At 67.4% G+C, this 485-nt stretch carries 1 protein-coding gene; it reads right to left on the bottom strand.

What is annotated here, in order from left to right; translation table 11 throughout:
- On the bottom strand, positions 1 to 264 hold a 264-nt coding region (locus B2284_RS13290), incomplete at its 3' end, for a hypothetical protein (RefSeq protein ID WP_286697633.1).
- Positions 265 to 485 lie beyond the last annotated feature (221 nt).

Raw genomic sequence — 485 nt, 5'->3', positions numbered from 1 at the left:
GAGCCACAGGCCGCGCTCGGGCAGGTACGTGATGAGCATGAGGCCGCTGAACAGCAGCATGAGGATGCCCCACACCTGATGGTGGATGTGGATGCCCGCGATGGCGATGTTGCGGAACATGCCCGGCTCGGCGTTCTCCTTGAGGTACGCCTCGGCCTGGTCGGCGCGGTGACGGATGTAGCGCGTCGCGGTGCGCGTCGCGGCCGTCGCGAGGACGAAGAAGATGAGCAGCCACAGCACGGCGTGACGGCTCGGGTCGATCATGTCCTCATCGTAGGCGCCCGCTGATGACGCCTGCGGACGGCATGCGCGGGCGTCGCACCCTCTTCGCAGCATCGTTGCCCGAAATCGCGTCGTGCTTGACGCGTTCTCGGGCAACGATGCGCCGCTACCGCGCCATCAGACGTGGTGAGCGGTGCTGGTCGGGGCGGCGCCGCGTTCATTGCGTCGGGTGCCGCGAACGGGCAAGGATGGTGGGATGACTG

The sequence above is a fragment of the Dermacoccus sp. UBA1591 genome (genome assembly GCF_002322065.1).
GTDB lineage: Bacteria > Actinomycetota > Actinomycetes > Actinomycetales > Dermatophilaceae > Dermacoccus > Dermacoccus nishinomiyaensis.
This window is presented reverse-complemented; position numbering and strand designations above follow the sequence as displayed.